Here is a 19,165-nt window from a genome sequence, read left to right on the forward strand (position 1 = left end):
GAAACATTCTTTTCATTGCAGTGGGGGGAGAGGGATGAAAAAGCTGCATCAAAGATATGTTTCACGGCGAAAAGGAAGTTTTTTTAAAAAAAGCTTTGTGCTGATTCTGCTGATTGCGTGTATTCCTGGCTTATTGACGGGTGCAGGAATCTATTTGTTTTCCGCTGCAAAAATTGAAAAAGAGCTCCAACAAATGCACGAGAACCAGGTGAAACGCCAAATCAGCCAAATCGATGACAAGCTGGAAGGGCTTGAGATCATGCTCTCCCAGCTTGCATATGATCCGCGCCTGATGAACGGTCTGGCCGATGCCGATCTGCAAACGGATTTTCAAACGACGTACAGGCTCTCAAAATCGCTGTTTGTGCTTCAGGATCAAAATCCGCTCATTCACAAGGTTGAACTGTTTATTCAAGGGAAAGAGCCGATTCTTTTAAATCCGGAATACAGCGGAATGACCGACCGGAACATCTTAAAGGCCTATCATTCGTTGCTTGAAGGCGGTCAAAACGTTTATTGGAAAGACATGAGCGCCGCTCCTTACGGAATGGCGCTTGTCCACAAAATTCCGGGAGGCATCTCAGAGCCGTTCGGCGCGCTGATTTTAACGCTTGACGAAAAAGAAATGGGGCATTTGCTGGAAAGCCTTTCACCGTATTCAAAGGGAACAGCGCTTCTTTTTCATCATAATCAAAAGCCTGTTTTTTCCGGGAGCAAACGCGGCAAAGCCAATTTTGAAAGCGTTTTAAAAGGGATGCTTGAGAAACAAAAAAATCAACAGGGCTCCTTTGTGATGGATTGGGGCGGAGGGGCGTATTCCGTTTCATACGGACGAATGGACAGATTAAACCAGGAATGGACCTATGTCTCGGCTTCACCGATGTCGGCAATTACGGCTCCGGTGTTGTTTTTATCGAAGCTCGTCGCGTCGGTCAGCATCGCCGGGATCATTCTTGCTTTCATTCTGTCATGGTATGCGTCACACAAAATTTATTCACCTGTCGCAAGGCTGATCAAGCTCTGCTCAGGAGAGGGTAAGGCCGCTCATTTTCCGGATGAATTTCATTGGCTCGAGAAGCGCTGGGAAGACCTGACTGAGGAAAGCGGCAGACTGAAAAAGGAAATGCCCCAGGCTGCAAACGTTTTTTTTCAGCGCCTTCTCGGCGGATACTTTGCAGATGAATCAGAGAGGAATTTGAGAGATCGTCTGAAAAGGTGGGGCTGGGAAGCGAAAGACAATGTGTTTACCATCATCGATATCCAGCTGACGGGACTTTACGAAGGGAACGGAGCTTTTACAAAAAAGGATGAAAGTCTGACGGGTTTTTTGCTGGGCAACATTACGCGCGAACTGGCTGGTAGGACTTTCAAACATATTTATATGACCGATGTCCGTTCGTTATCGCTTGCTGTGCTGCTGATGAGCGGCAGGAAAACAGCCTTCAAGGAAGAAACCGCCCAATTTGTCCGTGAGCTGACGGATGTGATCTGCGGCATATCAAGACTCCACGTCACAGTGACGGTATCAAAAACCGCTCACATGTTAAAAGACATTCCCGGCATGTATGAAGAGGTGAAAGAAGGCAGGCATTACAGACAGTTCGAAAACGCCAGCCAGGTGATCGATTTAAGCCGGAAGGAAGACATGCCTCCCGTTGAATCATACTATCCGTTCACCCTTGAAAAAGAGGTCGTCAGGGCGTTACGGCTTGAAGAAAGGGATGAAGTCGAAAGGCGGATCAGGCTGTTCATCCGGGAACTGTCCGAAAAAGGAAAGACGGAAATCCGCATCCAGCCGGGCATGATGCAGCTGTTGGCAAAGATCCAGGAAGAGATCTTTCATTCCGGCCTTCACCCTTATGAATTGTTCAGCCGAAAAAATCTGCTGCAGGAGCTTTCAGAGCTGAGGGAGCCCGAAAGGGCCGTCGGCTGGATGATGGAGCGTGTCGTAAGCCCGTATCTTAAAGAAATGGAAGGCAGGAAAAACAGACAGCAAAAACGGCTTGTCGAACAGGTGCTTGAGATGATTCATCAGCATTATATGAACGATATCTCGCTTGAAAGCTGCGCTGATCAAGCCGGGACGAATTCGTATACGCTGAGCAAAGCTTTCAAACAAGTAACCGGCATCAATTTTATCGACTATGTTACCCGTCTCAGAATCGAAAAAGCGAAAGAGCTTCTTCTTGAAACGAATAAAAAAATCCATGACGTTTCTGAAGAAGTCGGCTACAGACACAGCTATTTCAACCGGATTTTCAAGAAGCAGGTCGGCATTCCGCCGAGCCGCTACAGGCAGATTCATCAGGAATCTTCGTGAAAGGGAGAGTGTTATGAAACGAACAGACGAAAAGCCAAAAGTGTCAGTATATTTGGCCGGGGATTCGACCGTCGCAGACTGTCCTCCGCATGAAGCGCCGATGGCCGGCTGGGGACAGATGCTTCCGCTGTTTTTCTCAGATGAGGCTGCGGTCGTGAATATGGCAAAAGGCGGGGCCAGTTCGAACAGCTTCATTGATGAAGGCCGGCTCGATGACATTACGGAGCGGCTTGGGCCTGGTGATTATGTGTTGATCCAGTTCGGCCACAACGATCAAAAACCGTACGGAACAGACCCGTATACAACCTATCAGGAGCATCTTGTCCGCTATGTTGAAGCGGTTCGCGAAAAACAGGCGACTCCAGTTTTGATCACTTCCGCAGAGCGCAGACGCTTTGATCAAAATGGAAAGCCTGCCGACACACTCGGAGATTTTCCGAAAGCGATGAAGGCGCTCGCTGACCGCTTCGAAGTTCCGCTCATCGATTTATGGTCCAAAACAAAAGCGCTCTATGAATCTCTCGGAACGGAAGGCTCAAAACGGCTGTTCGTCCACTTTCAGCCGCATGAACATCCTCATTATCCAAATGGAATTGAAGACAATACTCATTTTTCCGAGGCGGGGGCCCGTCAAGTCGCCTGGCTGGTAACAGAAGGAATCAGAGAGCTCGGCCTGCCTCTAGCGGCTTATCTTCATTGTGAAAGGAGCGACTTCCGTGCCGAAGTGTAATGCAAGAGAAGGAAGCCTGATTTATCAAAACCCTTTATCGTCTCCTGAAGATCTCCGCGGCTGGGTGATGGAAGGAAAAGGAATCGTTCGTTTTCCGAACGGCCGCCTGCATATGGAGAATGAACTCGATGCTGAGCAATATGGAGACGATGCCCATTTTGTTTACTGGTGTCCAGAGACATTCCCTGATGGAATAGTTGTGAAGTGGGATTTCTATCCTGTGCGGGAGCCCGGCTTATGCATGATATTTTTTGCAGCCACCGGGATCAATGGGGAAGATTTATTTGACGGGCGGCTGGCGGAGAGAACAGGGAAATATCCGCAATATCATTCAGGGGACATCAACACATTGCACCTGTCGTATTTCAGACATAAGCATGCTGATGAAAGAGCATTCCGAACATGCAACCTCAGGAAAAGCCGCGGTTTTCACCTCGTCTGTGAGGGAGCCGACCCGCTTCCGCCCGCTAATGACGCTTTGCCTCCCTACCGAATGAAGCTCATAAAAGACGGGGTATCCGTTCATTTTTCAATCAACGGGCTGCCCATTTTGGAATGGGAGGATGACGGCAGGCGTTTCGGCCCGGTTTACGGAGGAGGAAAAATCGGTTTCAGGCAAATGGCTCCGCTGAAAGCAGCCTACGCCAACTTTGAAGTGCGCAGGCTGCTTTGCGACTGAAAGGAGGATCGGACATGCGGGAAAAAGGCATGATGGCGATGATGTACGGCGCTTGTGAAGCGATCATGAAAATCGCCTGGCTGAACACGCTCTGGGTTCTATTCACGCTGGGAGGAGGCGTTGTTTTCGGCTGGGCTCCGAGCACGGCCGCGATGTTCACGGTCGTGCGCAAGTGGCTGCTCGGCCGGACGGACGCACCGGTATTCAAAACGTTTTATCAAACGTATAAAAAAGAGTTTTTCAAAACAAACGGACTTGGCCTCATCCTCCTCGCCGCCGGCACAATTTTATTAGTAAACTATCAATTTTTCCGCGTCCGTGAGGATTTATTTTCAATCATCATCAGCTATGCCACACTGATGGCCGGACTCATGTATGTCGTAGTTTTCGTGTATATTTTTCCGCTTTACGTTCACGTTCAGCTGCCGTTTGCCCGCTATTTTTCACAGGCTGCACTGATCGGTCTCGTTCGTCCTTTGACGACGGCCGGAATGGCTGCTGCTGGAGGCTTTGTCGTTTATGTGCTGTTGACGGTTCCGGGACTGATTCCATTTTATGGTGTCAGTTTGTTTGCTCTTGTATTAATGTTCATTGCACATCGCTGTTTTTTGCGCCTGGAAGGCTAGCTGAACCGTGCAAAAATGAGAAAAGTGAGCAAAAAAGTATCAATTGAAAAAGGAGAACCGCTTTAAATCGGACTTGAACACATCTTTTCCCTTCGGCAAAAAAGTGCAATTGAATAAAAATGGAAGCCGTAATAGAATCCCTTTTAAGTAAGCACTTACAAAAAGGCGAAGGGAGAAGATGATGAAAAAAGGAAATAAAAGGTGGAAAAAACTGTTGGCTGCGTCATCTCTTTTATTCATTACGCTTGTGACCGGCTTCTCGGAACAAGCGGAAGCAGACGGGCGGACGGCTGTGCAGGCAAGGCAAATGGAGTCGCTGAACCGGGGGCTTGTCGCTGTTAAAACGGGGAACGGTGTCTTTGTGAGCTGGCGGCTGCTCGGAACCGAGTCCGCTTCTGTTTCATTTAATGTGTATCGAAACGGAAAGAAGCTGAACGGTTCCCCGATTACATCGAGTACAAATTATCAGGATGCAGGCGGGGATTCGAATGCCGTTTACCAGGTGCGCGCCGTTTTGAACGGCGTGGAGCAGGCTCCTTCTGAAACCGCCGGAGTTTGGAATAAACCATACAAATCTGTTCCGCTGCAAAAACCGGCCGGGGGAAAAACGCCTGATGGGGTGTCATTCACATACAGCGCCAATGATGCGAGCATCGGCGATCTTGATGGAGACGGCGAATATGAAATCATTCTCAAGTGGGATCCTTCCAATTCAAAGGATAATTCACAGGACGGATACACGGGAGACGTGCTGATTGACGCATACAAGCTTGACGGGACCATGATGTGGAGAATCAACCTTGGCAAAAACATTCGCGCCGGCGCCCATTATACACAGTTTCTCGTCTATGACTTTGACGGCGACGGAAAAGCGGAAATCGCCATGAAGACAGCCGACGGGACGAAAGACGGCAAGGGAAAGGTGATCGGAAATGCAAACGCCGATTATCGCAATGCCCAAGGCCGAATTTTGTCAGGGCCTGAGTATTTGACGGTTTTTAAAGGCGATACAGGCGCTGAGCTTACAACGGTCAACTACGAACCTGCCCGGGGAAATGTAGCCGATTGGGGAGACAGCTACGGCAACAGGGTTGACCGCTTTCTGGCCGGTGTCGCATACCTTGACGGGGAGCGGCCGAGTTTTGTCATGGCACGCGGTTATTACACGAGAACAGTGCTTGTCGCTTACAACTTTAGAGGCGGAAAGCTGACCAAACTGTGGACGTTCGATTCGGACGCTCCCGGAAATGGCGCCTATGCCGGTCAAGGTAACCACAGTTTGAGCGTCGCTGATGTTGACGGAGATGGAAAGGACGAAATCATATACGGAGCGATGGCTGTCGATCATGACGGTAAAGGCCTTTATTCAACCGGATGGGGACATGGGGATGCCATGCATACAGGAAACCTGGACCCCTCAAGACCGGGACTCGAAGTCTTTCAAGTGCATGAAAACAGCAATTCTCCCTATGGATTGTCTTTCCGGGACGCGAAAACGGGAAAGATCATCTGGGGAGTGCACGCAGGCAAGGATGTCGGACGCGGGATGGCTGCTGATATCGATCCGCGCTACGAAGGAGCGGAAGTATGGGCGAACGGCGGTCTTTATACGGCAAAAGGCGTAAAAATCGGGAGCACATTGCCTTCATCAACGAACTTCGGCATCTGGTGGGACGGCGATCTCCAAAGAGAGCTTCTGGACAGCAACAGAATTGATAAATGGGATTATCGAAATTCGCGAACCGTTAACTTGCTGACAGCATCTGGAGCTTCGGCAAATAACGGAACAAAAGCGACGCCGTCCCTGCAGGCTGACATTCTCGGAGACTGGCGCGAAGAAGTGATCTGGCGAGCAGATGACAGCAGCGAACTGCGCATCTACACGACGACAGATATGACGGAACACCGCTTGTATACGCTGATGCATGATGCCGTCTATCGCCTCGGAATCGCCTGGCAGAATGTCGGCTACAACCAGCCGCCGCACACCGGCTTTTATTTAGGCGAAGGCATGCAGACACCTGAGAAGCCGAACATTTATACACGCTGATGGAAAAGGGGAGCTTCATAATGAAGCGATATGTTCGTTGCGTATGGGCCATCCTTCTCCTTTTCTTCTTCAGCACGGGGATTGAGGGACCTGCGCAGCCGAAAGGCGCTGCCGCACATCACAGTCAGGATCTTTTTCTGTTCGATTTTGGAAAAGGTCCCGCTGAGAAGGATTATGTGAAAGTGAACGAGGCCTCCGCGTATCAAAATGGTAAAGGCTACGGGTTTTCACGGGCAGGGAACGCTGTGTGCAAAAAGACGCAAAAAAAAGAAGCGCTCAAGAAAGACTATTGTGTCGTGAACCGGACGGCTTTTCTGGCGGTTCTTTCTCCTGGTGAATACCGCGTAACCGTATTTGCCTCATCCCGCGGTGAATTGAAGCTTTATGCCGAAGGAGAGGAAATGGGAACGATCCCGGCCGGAGCAAAGGGAAGTTCAGCCGAAAAAGCGTTCACCGTTACGGTGGAAGACGGGCGTCTCGATTTGGAGTGGAAAGGACCTCAGCCAAAAGTGTATGCCGTCGAAATTTCGAAGGTGTATCGGTTTGATTTCGGTGACGGGCCTCTTGCTTCGGGCTTTATTCCGATAGACGCGCAATCGGCTTATACTCCTTTAAAAGGCTACGGATTTGACGACACAACAAAGGTGACTTGTACGGACCGCGGTATCGCCGATCCGCTTCGTTCAGACTTTTGCATACCGGATGGAACGGCGTTTACGGTCGATTTGCCTGACGGTCAATATCATGTCCGGCTGATAACCGGAGATGCCCGGGCAAAAACGAACATGGACGTACGGGCAAATGGCATGATTCAGCTCTATTCATTTGGAGCGGAAGCGGGCGGATACAACGAAAAAACGTTTCCGATTCATATTTCCGGTGGCCGCCTTTCCATTCAAGCCATAGCAGCGAGAACAGCGCCGCGCCTCAATGCGCTGGTCTTGACGAAGACGGCTTATCATGTAACGGATGACAAGACGACGGTTTTTCTGGCGGGAGATTCCACGGTTTCCGATTATGAACCAGGTTATGCGCCGATGGCAGGCTGGGGGCAATTTTTAGGCGGCTATTTCTCGGATGAAATCGTCATCGACAACCAGGCGAAACGCGCGAGAAGCGCGAAAAGTTTTGTGGATGAACGGTCGCTGGATACGATTTTAAACCGGATGAAACGGGGCGATTATTTGTTGATTCAGTTCGGCATCAATGACGCCGGGCAAGATCCGGCCCGTCATACAGATCCGTATACGACATTTCAGGAATACTTGAGAACCTACATTAACAAAGCCCGCGAAAAAGGAGGACGGCCTGTGCTCGTCACTTCTCAAAGTAAACGAACCTATGATGAAAAGGGCGTTTTTTACAACAGCATCGGAGAATATCCGAACGCAATGAGACAGCTCGGACGGGAAATGAACGTTCCGGTGCTCGATTTAAATAAAAAGAGCATTGATTATTACAACGAGATCGGCGTTGAAGCGACTAAAAACGTATTTATGTTTTTAGAGCCGGGGAAAGCCCGAATTATCCAGACGGAATCCAGGACAGGGTGCATGTTCACGAGTTCGGCGCCAACCAATTGGCGAGGCTCGTGACAGAAGAAATCGCCGATATGAACATGTATCCGCTGAAACATTCGCTCAAGAAATAAGGTGTCGGGAGAGCCGGTCTCCGGTTCTCCCGTTCGCCATTCCAAACCGTAAAGGGGAGAGAGGACGATGGGAGAAAAAGACGTACATGCAGCAGCTGAACGCGTTCGGCCGGTGAAATCGACGGCAAAATCGAGGCAAATGGAACGCTTGAACCGCGGACTTGTGGCCGTAAAAACAAAAAAAGGGGTTTTTCTCAGCTGGCGGCTCTTAGGAACAGATCCGGAAGAAACGGCTTTCAACCTATATCGCAACGGTCACAGAATCAACTCAACACCCGTTTCATCATCGACCAACTTTCTTGATAAACACGGAAACGGAGAATCTGTTTATTATGTGACAAAGGTTCTCGGAGATCAGGAAGTCGAGCAGTCGCACAAAACAGCTGTCTGGCAGAAGCCGTACTTGGATGTTCCGTTAAACAAGCCTGACGGCGGGACAACTCCTGACGGCGTACAGTATACGTACAGCGCCAATGACGCGAGCATCGGAGATCTCGACGGCGACGGAGAATACGAAATTGTGCTCAAATGGGACCCGTCCAATTCGAAAGATAATGCACACAACGGCTATACCGGAGAAGTCATCATCGATGCATATAAGCTTGATGGGACATTCATGTGGAGGATTCATCTCGGGAAAAACATCCGCGCGGGCGCCCATTATACGCAATTGATGGTCTATGATCTTGACGGCGACGGGAAAGCGGAAATCGCCATGAAGACAGCTGACGGAACGGTTGACGGAACTGGTCGGGTGATTGGCGATCCTGCTGCCGATTACAGAAATGAAAATGGACGAATTTTGGACGGGCCTGAATATTTGTCGATTTTTCACGGGGAAACGGGAAGGGAATTGGCAACCATGGATTACGATCCGCCGCGGGGCAGGCTTGAGGATTGGGGAGACGGATACGGCAACCGCATGGATCGATTTTTGGCAGGCATCGCCTATTTGGACGGTGAAAGGCCGAGTCTTGTTATGGCGCGCGGCTATTACACAAGAACGGTGCTTGCCGCTTACAACTTCCGGGACGGCAAGCTGACCAAGCTATGGACATTTGACAGCGACAAGCCCGGAAACGAAGGCTATGCAGGGCAGGGAAACCATAGTCTGAGCGTCGCGGATGTCGACGATGACGGGAAAGATGAGATCGTCTACGGTGCGATGGCCGTGGATCATGATGGAACAGGGCTTTATACGACAGGGCTTGGGCACGGTGACGCCATGCATGTGAGCGATCTTGACCCGGATCGACCCGGGCTGGAAGTCTTTCAAGTGCATGAAGACCCGCGCCTTCCGTACGGTCTCTCATTTCGCGATGCGGGTACAGGGGAGATCCTCTGGGGAGTGCCGGCGGATACAGATGTTGGGCGGGGAATGGCCGCGCATATCGATCCCCGTTATAAAGGCTCGCTTGTCTGGGCGATCGATCCCCCGGGTAATGAAGGGAAATCATACGGCCTCTATACGAGTAAGGGAGAAAAGCTCAGCGACGCCGCTCCGGCTTCGGCCAATTTTGGGATTTGGTGGGACGGCGATCTTCTCCGCGAGCTGCTTGACCACGATTGGAAAGAACCCGCCGGCATCCCGAAAATTGATAAATGGGACTATCACAGCGGCAGGCTGGTCAATCTGCTCACTGCTGACGGAACGCTGTCTAACAATTGGACGAAAGGGACGCCCGTGCTTCAGGCCAATCTATTCGGCGATTGGCGCGAAGATGTCGTATTCCGCACCGCGCGAAGCGATGCTCTGCGAATATACACAACGACCGAGCTGACTGAACATCGTTTCTATACATTCATGCACGATCCCGTCTACCGCTTGGGGGTAGCCTGGCAAAATGTCGCTTACAATCAGCCGCCTCACCCCGGATTTTATTTGGGAACCGGAATGGACAAGCCGCCCCGGCCGAATATTTATACCGCTCCCTGTAAGAAACATGAAGAGTGACAGAGATCGCCGGTTCATTCAGGTTTATTCAATATACAAAAAGTATGATTGTAATCTCACAGCCTGTTCCCATAAAATGAATGGTAAGCGATTTCATTTCAAAACGAAAAGAGGGATTCATATGGAGTATCAGGCGAGTGATACACGCTATGAAAATATGAAATACAACCGCTGCGGGCATTCAGGTTTAAAACTGCCTGCTTTGTCTTTAGGGCTTTGGCATCATTTCGGAGAAGCCAATTCGTTTCAAAATGCCAAAGCACTGTTAAGAAAAGCATTCGATCTGGGAATCACCCACTTTGACTTGGCGAATAATTACGGTCCGCCCCCCGGTTCTGCCGAAGAAACATTCGGAAAAGCGCTGAAAACCGATTTTGCCCGCTACCGTGATGAAATGGTCATCAGCACGAAAGCCGGCTATACGATGTGGCCCGGACCATACGGCGATTGGGGGTCAAAAAAGTACCTCGTCGCAAGCCTTGATCAAAGTTTAAAACGAATGGGCATAGATTATGTCGATATATTTTATTCGCACCGCCCTGATCCCCATACACCGCTGGAAGAGACGATGGGAGCGCTCGCCCATATCATCAGGCAAGGAAAAGCTTTATATGTCGGTCTGTCGAACTACAGCGCCGAACAGACCGAAAAAGCGGCCGATATTTTGCAAGAATACGGGGTTCCGCTCCTCATCCATCAGCCCAAATATTCAATGTTCCACAGAGAACCGGAAAACGGCCTGCTGCAAGTGCTGCAGAAAAAAGGAGCCGGGGCGATCGCGTTTACACCTCTTGCTCAAGGGCTTTTATCAACGAAATATTTGACTGGGATTCCCGCCGGGTCTAGAGCCGCAGATGTGAACAGTCCGTTTTTGCAGGCCGAGAGCATCACAGAAGACGTGCTCGGCAAAGTCCGCAAGCTGAATCAAGTGGCGGCCGAACGCGGCCAATCCCTGCCGCAAATGGCGATAGCCTGGCTTTTAAAAAATCCGTGCGTCACCTCGGTGCTGATCGGTGCAAGCAAAACCGAACAGATCGAAGAAAATGCCGCTGCTCTTAAGTCCGCTCGATTCTCAGCTGAAGAGCTCGACACAATTGATAAAATTCTTTCATATAAAAGGAGTGGTCGTGATGACAATCAGCATCTATCTGGCCGGCGATTCGACCGTGCAAAATTATAAGGCGGATTCGCCTCAAGGAGGCTGGGGCGAATTTCTCCAATCTTATGTATCCGGAAATGTACAAGTGATCAACCGGGCCATCGGGGGCCGAAGTTCAAAAACGTTCGTTGAAGAAGGAAGGCTTGCATCGATTTTGGATGTGATCAAACAGAACGATTGGCTGTTCGTTCAGATGGGGCACAATGACGCGTCGAAAGACAAACCAGAACGCTATACTGAGCCGTATACAACGTATAAACAATACTTGAAAATGTACGTCGACGGCGCGCGTCAAAAAGGAGCTTCGCCGCTTCTCATCACGCCTGTCGCAAGGCTCCATTACAAGGACGGCGTCTTTTTGAACGATTTCCCGGACTACTGCATCGCGATGAAGCAGGTCGCAAGTGAAGAAAACGTCCGCTTGATCGATTTAATGGACAAAAGCCTGCAGCATTTTGCGGAAAAAGGGTACAGCGAGGTATTTAAATATTTTATGATCTCGGAAAATGTCAACGACTACACACATTTTACGAAAAAAGGGGCCCGGGAAATGGCGAAGCTTGTCTCTATCGGCATTCGAGAGCTCGGGCTGCCGTTTGTTAAAGAGACGGTATGAAGATGAACGGAAAACTGTACCACGGCGCTTGCTTTTATCCCGAATTATGGGATGAGGACGTGCTGGATGAAGATATCTGGATGATGAAGCGAGCCGGGATTAATGTCGTCAGAATCGGGGAGTTTGCCTGGTCAAGGATGGAGCCGGAAGAAGGAAGGATCGATGTCGGATTTTTTGCCGGCGTCATCCGAAAGCTCCACGACAACAAAATGGAAACGGTCATGTGCACACCGACTGCGACACCGCCGATCTGGCTGACCCACGGGCATCCGGAAAGAATGCATGTGAATGAAAAAGGAGAGACGATGGGACACGGTTCGAGGCAGCATGCCTGCACAAACCATCCGTATTTTAGAGAGCGGGCCCGCCTGATCATCAAACATATCGCCAAAGAGCTCGGAGAACTGCCGGGATTGATCGGATGGCAGCTTGACAATGAATTCAAATGCCATGTCGCAGAATGCATGTGTGAAACGTGCAACACATTATGGCACAAATGGCTGGAAGACCGCTATCAGACGATTGACCGTCTGAATGAGGCTTGGGGTACAGGCGTATGGAGCGAAACGTATCAGCGCTTCGAGCAAGTTCCGCAGCCTGGACCGACCCCGTTTTTGCACAATTCTTCTTTAAGGACGATGTATCAGCTGTTTTCGATGGACAAGATTTCTGAATTTGCGCGTGAGCAGGCTGAGGTGATCAGAACATATTCCAACGCCCCGATCACCCATAACAGCAGCGTCATGTTCGGCGTTGATCATGAAGATCTTTTCAAGAGCCTTGATTTCGCCTCGTTTGATACGTACGCCAGCCAGGAAAACAGTGCCGCCTTTTTGTTTAATTGTGATTTATGGAGAAACATTAAAAAAGGACGGCCGTTTTGGATAATGGAAACGAGCCCTTCCTACAGCGCTTCGCTTGAAAGCTATGCCGTGCCTCATCAAAACGGCTATTTGAAGGCTGAAGCGGTCTCTTCTTATGCTCTTGGCGGAGCCGCGTTCTGCTATTGGCTGTGGCGTCAGCAGAGAGCCGGATCTGAACAGCCGCATGGATCAGTGATCAGCGCATGGGGGGAGCCTGATGTGGGATATGATCATGTGCTCGAAGTCGAGCAGGCGAGACGGGAGGTTGAGCACATCATGCTGGCGACGGCCCCTTTGCAGGCTGAAACAGCCGTCGTCTATTCGGATCGTGCAAAGGTGTTTTTGAAAACGGAGCCACATCGGGGTCTACACTACAGAACACTGATCACCGAGTTTTATAACCGATTGTTAAAGATGGGCATTCACAGAGATGTCATTCTTGAAGGGAGCTCGCTTGACGGCTATAAACTGCTGTTTACGCCGTTTATTCACTATCTTCCGCCTGCGTTTATCAAAAAAGCCGAAGCCTTTGCACAAAGTGGCGGCATTTGGATTGCGGGGCCGCTGACGGGCGGAAGAACAGAAAATCATACGGTTCACACTGATTGCGGATTAGGAGAATTGGAAAAATGTTCCGGAGTCAAAACGCTTTATACATTTCCGATGGATGAGCGGAACTCGAGCGGAACGGCGTTTGGCGTAAAGGCGCCGCTGAGTCTGTGGAGCGCTGTTTTTGATGCCGGCGGCACCGAGGCTGTCGGGATAATTGAAAAAGGCCCGGCGTCAGGAAAAGCGTTCATCACAGAGCATAAATGCGGAAAAGGAAAAATCGTCATGCTCGGGTCGATGCCGGCAGGCGAAGCGGGTGACATCATGATGAAAAAGCTGATCAGTCATTACGCAGAAGAAGCGGGTGTTACACAGAAAACCGATGCCACTCCTGGAACAGTCGTCGCGCCCCGGAAAGGAGCAGACGGTCTTGTCTGGGTCGTGATCAATATGGACGGCAAAGGAGGCGCAGTGACACTTGACGGAAACGGAACCGATTTATTGTCCGACAGGCCCGTATCCGGACGCGTGACACTCGGCCCGCACGAATACCGCGTGGTTTTGTTTTCAGAGAATAAATGAATCGCCGCAGGCGCTTGCCCGCGGCTTTTTTGTTTCGTTTTGCTAAAAAAGGGATGATTCCTGCAAAAAAGGAGCAGACACCTCTCCAATATAAGCAAAAAAGGAATATTGACGGTCAAAAGGCTAAACAGGAAAATATTCACTGACCAATCGGTTAAACAGAAAGGAGGAACACTTATGAAAGCACAGACTGAACTAAAATGGCTGAATAGGGCGCCTGCCGCGTTCGGCGGGGTGACCTGGGGAGTTCCTTGGGCAAAAGGAGTGCTGCAAAAAGGAGAGACGGTCGCCATTGCTTCGAAAAACGCCCCGTGTTTGCAAACATGGCCGCTCGCGTATTGGCCTGACGGCTCGCTTAAATGGACGGGGCATGCCGCAGTCTTCCCTAAAGAAAGCGGCAGCCGATTTACATTGAAAAAAGGGGGGGCCGGCGTCCCTAAAACCGTCATGAATGTCAGTGAGCAGAAAGATGAAATCACGGTGAATACGGGCGCGATAGTCTGCAGGCTTGGAAAATCGGGGACGGAACTCATCCGTTCGATTTCCATTTCCGGGGAAATGATGGCGAAAGAAGGGCGGCTCATCGCTTTAAAAGAAAAAAGAAGCGGCTCAGATTCACAATGCATGTATCATATTGAACGGTTTGAGAGCATGATCAAACGTACGGCAATCGAACAAAACGGTCCGGTTAAGACAGTCGTCAAGATTGAAGGCGTCCACCGCGGCGGAGGCATCGATGTTTGGCTCCCTTTTACCGTCAGGCTGTCTTTCTATGCCGGTGTCCCGTCCATCCGGATCGTGCACACGATCTTCATCGACTGTGAAGCAGAAACAGAATGGATCAAAGGACTCGGTTTCGAGATGAGCGCGGTTTTGAGCGGAGCGCCGAGAAACAGGCATATCCGCTATGCGGCCGACGGAGGGATTTACGGAGAGGCTTCTCAGCTGCTTGTGACGAGAAGATTCAATGAAACAAACGGACTCTATGAACGACAGATTGCGGGACAGCCTGTACCGGAAAAGTCGGCAGTCGTGCGCGATGCCGAGAGAAACGCCGTCTGGAACGATTTCAAGCTCATCCAGGATTCCCCTGTTCACTGGCGCTTAAAAAAGCGAACCGGCAAAGGCTGCGCCTGGGTGGACGCGATTCATGGGGAGAGAGCGAAAGGGCTGATGTATGCAGGCGGGGAAAACGGCGGCATCGCACTCGGGCTCAGGAACTTCTTTGAAAAATATCCGTCATCGCTTGAAGCGAAAGGTCTTGCCGGCGGGGAAACGAAATTGGCGGTATGGTTTTGGCCTCCTGAAGCTGAAGCGATGGATTTCCGTCATTATTCAAAAGACACTCATGTTGAAAGCGCATATGAAGGGTTTGCCGAAATGAGGTCAACGGCCGTCGGCATTGCCAATACGAGCGAAGTCAGCCTCGCCTGTTTTGCAAATCCGCCGAGCGATGAAGGGCTGAATAGAGCGGCGGACGAATGGCAAAATCCCCCGCTGCTTATTTGTGAGCCTGACTATTATTATCACACCCGCGCGCTGGGCGTTTGGAGCCTGAAAGATAAACGGCGCCCGCTCTCGGCTGTGCTTGAAGATCAGCTTGATCTCAAGTTTTACATGAACGAAGTCGATCAGCGGAGCTGGTACGGCTATTGGCATTACGGTGATGTGATGCATACGTACGATGCCGTCCGGCATGTATGGCGGTACGACCTTGGCGGCTATGCATGGCAAAATACGGAACTCGTTCCGAACCTCTGGCTTTGGCAGTCTTTTTTCAGATCCGGTACGGAAGACATCTTCAGAATGGCGGAAGCGATGACCCGTCACACTAGCGAAGTCGACTGCTATCATTTCGGGGAGTATAAAGGCCTCGGTTCAAGGCACAATGTCCTCCATTGGGGCTGCGGGTGCAAGGAAGCGAGAATTAGCATGGCCGGCCTTCATAAGCCTTATTACTTTTTGACGGCGGACGAGAGAACGGGAGACGTGTTATCTGAAGTAAAAGATGCCGATCGAGCGCTTGAGACGCTTGATCCGATGAGAGCTTATTATCCGGAAAAAGAGTTTCCCGCCCACGCAAGAGTAGGCCCCGACTGGGCGGCGTTCTGTTCCAACTGGCTGACGGAATGGGAGCGGACAGGCGATGAAGCGTACCTTGATAAAATCAAACGGGGGATCGGCCGGCTTAAAGCGCTGCCGCTTCGTCTGTTGTCCGGACCGACTTTCGGATACGATCCTGAAGCTTCAGATCTGCTTCATATGGGAGACGGGAATCATGGCGGCTATCATATGGTCATCGCCTTCGGTGCCCCGCAAACATGGATGGAGCTTGCAGAACTGCTTGAGGATGTCGAATGGAAGGAGATGCTAGGGGAATTCGGCGCATTTTATTTGCTGACTGATGAAGAAAAGCGCAAAAGGAGCGGCGGGAAGCTTCACGATGATTTATTTCACTGGCCGATGTTCTCCGCTGCCATGGCCGCTTACGCTGCCCGGCTCTGCCAAGACCGGAAGCTCGCCGAACAAGTGTGGCGCCAGTTGCTCGATGAAAAACAAAGCCATACACCGCTGCCGATCACTCCAAAACAAATCCATGCCTGGAAAACGATCACGGAAATTCCCTGGGTTACAACAAACTGCGTCTCACAATGGTGCCTAAACTTGATAGCCGTGCTCGAGCTGCTTAAAGATATGCCGCCTGATCTGGACATGCAAGAAAAGATCATCAAGGCAATGAAAGAACATCCCGCTCGCGCATGAAGGCAAAAAATGAAGGTTGCCGGAAAAATGTAAGCGCTTTAAATTTAAGTGGAACAATTGAGACGATCAAAAGGGGGAATTGTACAATGGCAAGACTGAAGCTGAAGGGAAACAAATGGCTCGCTGCACCCGCTGTTTTTTTGCTCTTGATGGGGTGCAGCGCAAATGAGACGGCCAATCAAGACGGGAAAGGAAAAGAAAAGGATGCCATTCATATTATGGCTCCGCTCCTGTCGCCGGAAAGTCCGGGAGAAAACAGCCCGTCTTTAAAAGCGCTCGAAACATACACGAAAAAACAAATCAAAGTGACATGGGTTCCGAACTCTTCCTATAATGATAAATTCAACATCGTCATGGCCTCGGGAGATTTGCCGCAAGCCATCGTCGTCACGGACAAGTCCCCGGGGTTTATCAAGTCTGTCAAATCAGGTGCGTTTTGGGAGCTTTCACCTTATTTAAAAGACTACCCGAACCTCGGAAAGGCCGATAAAAAAGTGATGAAGAACAGTTCCATCAACGGTGAGATTTACGGTATTTACAGGGCGAGGGACCTGATCCGCGCTTCGATCATCATCAGAACGGACTGGCTCGAAAATGTCGGTCTGGAGATGCCGAAAACAATCGACGAATTTTACGACGTGCTGAAAGCGTTTAAAGAAAAAGACCCCGATGGAAACGGGAAAGACGATACGTACGGCATGGTGGTGCCGAAATGGATGGGGCTTGGCAACGGGAGCCCGTGGGATATTATGCAGACGTGGTTCGGCGCACCAAACCGCTACGGAATAGACGAAAAAGGTGAACTCATTCCGGACTTCACGACAGAAGAGTATATGGAAGCGCTGCGGTTTTTCAAAAAGCTGTATGATGAGGGGCTGATCAATAAAGACTTCGCCGTCATGGATTCAGCGAAGTGGAACGATCCAATCGTCAAAGGAAAAGCGGGTGTCATCGTCGATACCGGTTCGCGGGCCTCACAAATTCAAAGCGCAATGGAAGAAGCAGATCCCGCTAACAAGGATGTGATCGACGTCACCGGAACGGTCAAAGGCCCGAAAGGAACGTATACATTCCCGACATCGGGATACGCCGGAATGATTGCCATTCCGAAAGCGAGCGTCAAAACGGAAAAAGAATTAAAAGAAGTGCTCAGCTTCCTGGATAAAATGAACGATGAAGAGGCACAAATTATTGCTAACAACGGTATAAAAGGGCGCAACTATAAGCTTGAGAACGGAACGTACACGTCCCTTGAAAAAAATAATAAAAAACTGCTTTATGAGCACGAAGGTCTTGCGCAGTTCAGCATGGGCATTCCCGAACAAAGATACCATGTGGAAAAACAAGAATCAAAGCTGTTCAAACACCGTGAACAGATTCTCAAAGAAGGGGAAAAAATCGCCGTATTCAATCCGGCTGAATCGCTCGTTTCAGATGTTTACACCCAAAAAGGGGCACAGCTTGACAATATCATTCTCGATGCCAAAACACAGTTTATCATCGGCGACATCGATGAAAAAGGCTTTCAAGATGCCGTGCAGCTTTGGTATAAAAGCGGTGGTGAAGATTTGATGAAAGAACTGAACAAACGCTACAAGGAGACGAAATAGCTCAGATCTTCACCAGTATACCGAAAGGGGGGATGCAGCACGTGGAAATCACCGCTAAAACAGGGAAAACCACTGTTGAGACAGAAAAGAAACCGACTGGGCTGCAAGCCGTAAAACGGGATAAATGGCTTTATCTTCTGCTTGTTCCCGGTGTTTTATATTTTCTCATATTTAAATATTGGCCGATGTGGGGCGTGTTCATTGCTTTTAAAGATTATTCGCCTTATCTCGGATTTTGGCAGAGCGAATGGGTCGGGTTCGAGTATTTTAAAGATTTCTTTATGAACCCTGACTTTTTCCGCCTGCTCCGCAACACGCTCATGCTCGCCGCTCTCGATTTGATTTTTGCATTTCCGGCTCCGCTGATTGTCGCACTCATGCTGAATGAACTACGACATGCCATCTATAAACGGTGCATTCAGACGTTTATATATGTTCCGCATTTCGTCTCATGGACGATCGTCGTCAGCATGACATTTGTCTTTTTTACAGTTGATACGGGCGTGATGAATAAAATGCTGCAAAGCATAACGGGCAAAGAGATTGCATTTCTCTCGGATCCCGAATGGTTCAGGCCGATGATTGTGCTGCAAAGCATATGGAAGGAGACGGGCTGGGGAACGATCCTGTTTCTGGCGGCGCTCGCTTCGGTTGACCAGGAGCAGTATGAAGCGGCAGTGATGGACGGGGCAGGCAGATTAAGGAGAATGTGGCACATTACCCTTCCGGCCATCAGAAGCACGATCGTCGTGCTTCTCATCTTAAGAATCGGCAGTTTTTTAAACATCGGCTTTGAACAGATTTTTTTAATGACCAACTCTTTAAACCGGAGCGTGGCTGAAATTTTTGACACGTATGTCTATGTTGTCGGAATTACGCAAGGCGCATACAGCTACAGTACGGCAGTCGGGCTTTTTAAATCGGTTGTCGGAATCATTCTGATATTCGGCGCCAATTATATCGCGAAAAAGTTTGACCAGGACGGTCTGTTTTAATAAATGGAGGTGAAAAGG

General features: G+C 50.0%; 13 protein-coding genes. All 13 read left to right on the top strand.

What is annotated here, in order from left to right; all coding sequences use genetic code 11:
- Nucleotides 1-34: 34 nt before the first annotated feature.
- The 13 genes from MHH76_RS07290 to MHH76_RS07350 all read left to right on the top strand — a co-directional run bounded on the left by MHH76_RS07290 (nt 35) and on the right by MHH76_RS07350 (nt 19,147).
- Entirely contained in the window at nt 35-2,320 is a 2,286-nt protein-coding gene (locus tag MHH76_RS07290; RefSeq protein ID WP_023856746.1) for a helix-turn-helix domain-containing protein, read from the top strand.
- 13 nt (nt 2,321-2,333) lie between these two features.
- Nucleotides 2,334-3,050 (top strand): rhamnogalacturonan acetylesterase, encoded by a 717-nt coding sequence (locus MHH76_RS07295; RefSeq protein WP_023856747.1) that lies wholly within the window; start codon nt 2,334-2,336, stop codon nt 3,048-3,050.
- Nucleotides 3,037-3,729, top strand: a complete 693-nt coding sequence (locus MHH76_RS07300) for a YesU family protein (protein WP_023856748.1) — start codon at nt 3,037-3,039, stop codon at nt 3,727-3,729. The genes MHH76_RS07295 and MHH76_RS07300 overlap by 14 nt, the downstream gene beginning before the upstream one ends.
- Nucleotides 3,730-3,743: 14 nt before the next feature.
- A complete protein-coding gene (locus MHH76_RS07305) occupies nt 3,744-4,355 on the top strand; it encodes a YesL family protein (RefSeq protein WP_023856749.1) in 612 nt (203 codons plus the stop codon).
- Between the two features lie 181 nt (nt 4,356-4,536).
- Entirely contained in the window at nt 4,537-6,405 is a 1,869-nt protein-coding gene (locus tag MHH76_RS07310) for a rhamnogalacturonan lyase (RefSeq protein WP_020451063.1), read from the top strand.
- Nucleotides 6,406-6,425: 20 nt separating this feature from the next.
- Nucleotides 6,426-8,000: a rhamnogalacturonan acetylesterase gene (locus MHH76_RS07315; protein ID WP_230631845.1), complete on the top strand. Its 1,575-nt coding sequence runs from the start codon at nt 6,426-6,428 to the stop codon at nt 7,998-8,000.
- 123 nt (nt 8,001-8,123) lie between these two features.
- Complete coding sequence (locus MHH76_RS07320; protein ID WP_023856750.1) at nt 8,124-10,010, top strand: rhamnogalacturonan lyase; 1,887 nt, start codon at nt 8,124-8,126, stop codon at nt 10,008-10,010.
- Nucleotides 10,011-10,131: 121 nt separating this feature from the next.
- Nucleotides 10,132-11,190, top strand: coding sequence for an L-glyceraldehyde 3-phosphate reductase (gene mgrA, locus MHH76_RS07325; RefSeq protein ID WP_023856751.1), 1,059 nt, complete (start codon nt 10,132-10,134; stop codon nt 11,188-11,190).
- On the top strand, nt 11,141-11,785 hold the full coding sequence (locus MHH76_RS07330) for a rhamnogalacturonan acetylesterase (protein ID WP_023856752.1): 645 nt from the start codon (nt 11,141-11,143) through the stop codon (nt 11,783-11,785). The genes mgrA and MHH76_RS07330 overlap by 50 nt, the downstream gene beginning before the upstream one ends.
- The gene (locus MHH76_RS07335) at nt 11,782-13,779 is read left to right on the top strand and encodes a beta-galactosidase (RefSeq protein WP_031305100.1); all 1,998 of its coding nucleotides are present in this window, start codon (nt 11,782-11,784) and stop codon (nt 13,777-13,779) included. Before MHH76_RS07330 ends, MHH76_RS07335 begins: the two co-directional genes overlap by 4 nt.
- 177 nt (nt 13,780-13,956) lie before the next feature.
- Complete coding sequence (locus MHH76_RS07340) at nt 13,957-16,542, top strand: hypothetical protein (protein ID WP_043054294.1); 2,586 nt, start codon at nt 13,957-13,959, stop codon at nt 16,540-16,542.
- Between the two features lie 95 nt (nt 16,543-16,637).
- Complete coding sequence (locus tag MHH76_RS07345) at nt 16,638-18,152, top strand: extracellular solute-binding protein (RefSeq protein ID WP_026579837.1); 1,515 nt, start codon at nt 16,638-16,640, stop codon at nt 18,150-18,152.
- A gap of 41 nt (nt 18,153-18,193) precedes the next feature.
- Nucleotides 18,194-19,147 (top strand): sugar ABC transporter permease, encoded by a 954-nt coding sequence (locus tag MHH76_RS07350; RefSeq protein ID WP_031305101.1) that lies wholly within the window; start codon nt 18,194-18,196, stop codon nt 19,145-19,147.
- Nucleotides 19,148-19,165: the final 18 nt, after the last annotated feature.

It is taken from the genome of Bacillus sp. FSL L8-0193 (genome assembly GCF_037976065.1).
Taxonomy (GTDB): Bacteria; Bacillota; Bacilli; order Bacillales; family Bacillaceae; genus Bacillus; species Bacillus paralicheniformis.

Coding starts and splice junctions, on each gene's coding strand:
- MHH76_RS07290 (WP_023856746.1), top strand. CDS start 35: ATGAAAAAGCTGCATCAAAGATATGTTTCACGGCGAAAAGGAAGTTTT.
- MHH76_RS07295 (WP_023856747.1), top strand. CDS start 2,334: ATGAAACGAACAGACGAAAAGCCAAAAGTGTCAGTATATTTGGCCGGG.
- MHH76_RS07305 (WP_023856749.1), top strand. CDS start 3,744: ATGCGGGAAAAAGGCATGATGGCGATGATGTACGGCGCTTGTGAAGCG.
- MHH76_RS07310 (WP_020451063.1), top strand. CDS start 4,537: ATGAAAAAAGGAAATAAAAGGTGGAAAAAACTGTTGGCTGCGTCATCT.
- MHH76_RS07315 (WP_230631845.1), top strand. CDS start 6,426: ATGAAGCGATATGTTCGTTGCGTATGGGCCATCCTTCTCCTTTTCTTC.
- MHH76_RS07320 (WP_023856750.1), top strand. CDS start 8,124: ATGGGAGAAAAAGACGTACATGCAGCAGCTGAACGCGTTCGGCCGGTG.
- mgrA (WP_023856751.1), top strand. CDS start 10,132: ATGGAGTATCAGGCGAGTGATACACGCTATGAAAATATGAAATACAAC.
- MHH76_RS07330 (WP_023856752.1), top strand. CDS start 11,141: ATGACAATCAGCATCTATCTGGCCGGCGATTCGACCGTGCAAAATTAT.
- MHH76_RS07335 (WP_031305100.1), top strand. CDS start 11,782: ATGAAGATGAACGGAAAACTGTACCACGGCGCTTGCTTTTATCCCGAA.
- MHH76_RS07340 (WP_043054294.1), top strand. CDS start 13,957: ATGAAAGCACAGACTGAACTAAAATGGCTGAATAGGGCGCCTGCCGCG.